Raw genomic sequence first — 3153 nt, 5'->3', positions numbered from 1 at the left:
ATCGGCACCGGTCAGCGTGTTGATACCGCGCCCGTCCGGATAGGCCGCGTTCGGCCAGATCGATTCGGCGATCAGCACACCCTTTCGCAGGCCGGCAAAATGGCGCGCCCGGAGCATCACCGCGCCACGCCGATTCTGCAGCCGAACCCAGCCGCCTTCTTCAACGCCGTATTGCGCGGCATCCTCCGGATGGATCATCACGTCGGGATGGCCCTCGCGCTTGAGCGAGCCCGGTGTCTCGGTGAAGCTGGAATTGAGGAAATGCCGCGCGGGGCTGGTGGCGAGGCGGAACGGATATTCCGCCGTCGCCTCCTCCAGCACCTCCCAGTGATCGGGCAGGCCGGGAACGGCGTCGATCGGCCCCATGGGCCCGGCATTGGCCGCAGGCACTTTCGGCCAGTCGGGCTTGAAGCGAAACTTGCCGTCGCGATAGCCGAAACCATTGATGAAATGCGCCCGCTCGAAGGACGGCTGGGCGTCGATGAATTTGCCGGCCTCGAGATCGGCGAGGCTCCCCCAGCCGGAATCGGCGAGCGTGCGTTCGATCAGCTCCCGCGGCGTGAGGGTGAAGCCTTCATGCTCCGCGCCGAGCCGCTCGGCCAGGGCGCAGATCACCTCGTGATTGGAGCGGCACTGGCCGGGCGGATCGATAAGCTTCATGCCGAGCTGGATATATTGGTGGCCGCCGCCCTGATAGAGATCGTCATGCTCCATGAACATCGTGGCGGGCAGCACGATATCGGCGTAGAGCGCCGTTTCGGTCATGAATTGCTCGTGTACGCAGACGAACAGATCCTCGCGCGCAAAACCCCGCTTCACCAGTTCCTGCTCGGGTGCGACGGAGACCGGGTTGGTATTCTGCACCAGCATCGCCTTGACCGGCGGGCCGTGGCGCAGGGCTTCCGGGTCGTTGGTGAGTACGCGCCCGATCTGCGACTGGTCGAGCTTGCGCACCTTCATGTCGAGCGCGTCGAGACCCTCGATCACGGATTTGCGCCAGTGGTATATCGCGCCGTTATTGTGGAAGGCGCCGCCCCCCTCATATGGCCAGTGCCCGGCCACCGTGGCGATGCAGCTCGCCGCATGCATGGCGATGGCGCCGTTGCGCTGGCGTGAGAAACCATAGCCGAGACGCAGGAATGTGCGCTTGTTCTCGCCGACGAGCCTGGCGAAGGCCTCGATATCCTCCACGGACAATCCCGTGATCGCCGCGGCCCAGGCGGGATCGCGGCTCTTCAGATGCGCCTCCAGTTCGTCGGGACAATCGGCGTGGCGCGCCATGTAATCGCGATCGGCATGGCCGTCGCGGAAGAGCACATGCATCACCGCGCACGCGAGCGCCGCGTCAGTGCCGGGCTTGAGCACGAGCTTGAGATCGGCCTGCTTCATCGTCGCATTGTCGTAGATGTCGATGACGACGATCTTCGCCCCGCGTTCCTTGCGGGCGCGCATGGCATGGGTCATCACATTGACCTGGGTATGCACGGCATTCGTGCCCCAGATCACCACCACATCCGATTTCGCCATCTCGCGCGGATCGGGCCCGGCGAGAATGCCGGTTCCGGCGATGAAGCCGGTCCAGGCCATGGTCGTGCAGATCGTATTATACTGACCGGAATATTTTCGGACATTGCGCAGCCGGTTGATGCCGTCGCGCATGACGAGGCCCATCGTGCCGGCATAGTAATACGGCCAGACGGCCTCCGCCCCATGCACCTCTTCCGCCTCGCGGAATGCCTTCGCGGTGATATCCAGAGCCTCGTTCCAGGAGATCGGCGCGAATTCGCCCGAGCCCTTGGGGCCGACGCGGCGCAAGGGCTGGGTCAGCCGCTCGGGGTGATGGATACGCTCGGCATAGCGCGCGACCTTGGCGCAGATTACCCCGGCCGTGTAGCTCTGCTCGGCATCGCCCGTCACCTTGCCGATGCTGGTGCCGTCGATGACCTCGACTTCCAGCGCGCAGGCAGAGGGGCAATCATGCGGACAGGTGGAGGAGCGGCGCTCGATGCGAGTGGGCGCGTTCATGGCATTCCTTCGGGCGTTTCGCGTGGCGAACCGGCAAGACCGTGTCGAGGCGCTATCCTGCACCCGGACCATGCTGCTGTCGAGATCGCGTGCATGCAAACCCGGCTGGCGGATCGCATGATACGCATGGTTCAACCGGCCTCGATGCGCGGCTCGCGACCGAGCAGTTTGCCGAGCTGGCGCATGCGCCCGTGCAGCCGTTCGCCGGCCAGCGGCGCCATGTCGTCGGGCAGGCCGAGCACGATGCGGTCTCCGCGCGCGAACAAAGCCGTCTTGGGCAGGACGCCTTCCATCGCCACAGAGATCGGATAAGCGACGCGGAATGCTCCCGCGAGGATGCGCGCGAGATCGATCAGGCGCGGCGTGGCGAGGCTCTTGAGCTGCACGCTCGCCTTGTCGATGGCGAGGCCCTCGTGGCGGAAGAAGCTCGACAGGGCAAGATAGGCGCGGCCCGGATGGTCGATCCCCACAAGAGCCGCATTGGCGATGATGTTGAGGCTCTGCTCGCCGCGATAGTCGGGATGTGCGCGCCAGCCGATATCGGCGAGCAGGCAGGCAGCGTGGCGCAGGCGCTGTTCTGCGGGCGTCTCGGCCAGTTTCAGCGTCTCGAACAGATGGTCGGTCCAGGAAATCAGCTCGACGCCATGACCGGGCGAGCGGGCGCGCAGAAGATTGAAATCCGCCGCCGCCGTGATCAACGGATCGGCGCCTTTCAATTCGTCGTCGAGTCGCTCATGAAGCACACCTTCGCGCACGCCCAGCGCCGACGCGACGATGGCCGAAGGCTGCCCGGCGCGGATGATCTCCTCCAGGATGACGGCGCCGATCTTCATCAGCGGCCGCCGCGCCGAGGAGACGCCTTCGATCGCCTTCAGCGCATCGTCGTCGCTCTCCTGCAATTCGGCGAGAAAGGCGAGCGCGTCATCGGGGGCGATGCGGTAATCATGCATCACCCGCAGCGGATAATTTCGCAGCGCCATATGCGCCTGGGCGAGGGCACGCCAGGTGCCGCCGACGGCATAGAACGGGCGTCCGGTCAGGGATGAAAGTGGCGCGGCGCGCTGCAGGGCCGTCTGGACCAGCTTTCGCGCCTTCTTGAGCGAGCCGCCGGACATGTCCTGCAGAGCG

2 protein-coding genes are annotated in these 3153 nt (G+C 65.4%); both read right to left on the bottom strand.

The window, feature by feature from the left end:
- Positions 1-2025 (bottom strand): molybdopterin-dependent oxidoreductase (locus tag VKP01_RS06970; protein WP_324411436.1); only part of this gene is annotated, 2025 nt, incomplete at its 3' end.
- A 131-nt stretch (positions 2026-2156) separates the two neighbouring features.
- The coding region (locus VKP01_RS06965; RefSeq protein WP_324411435.1) for an exopolyphosphatase at positions 2157-3153 on the bottom strand (997 nt) is incomplete at its 5' end.

This window comes from Saliniramus sp. (assembly GCF_035311605.1).
In the GTDB taxonomy this organism is placed as follows: Bacteria; Pseudomonadota; Alphaproteobacteria; order Rhizobiales; family Beijerinckiaceae; genus Saliniramus.
The sequence above is the reverse complement of the archived record's forward strand: the minus strand, read 5'-3'. Positions and strand labels throughout refer to the sequence as shown.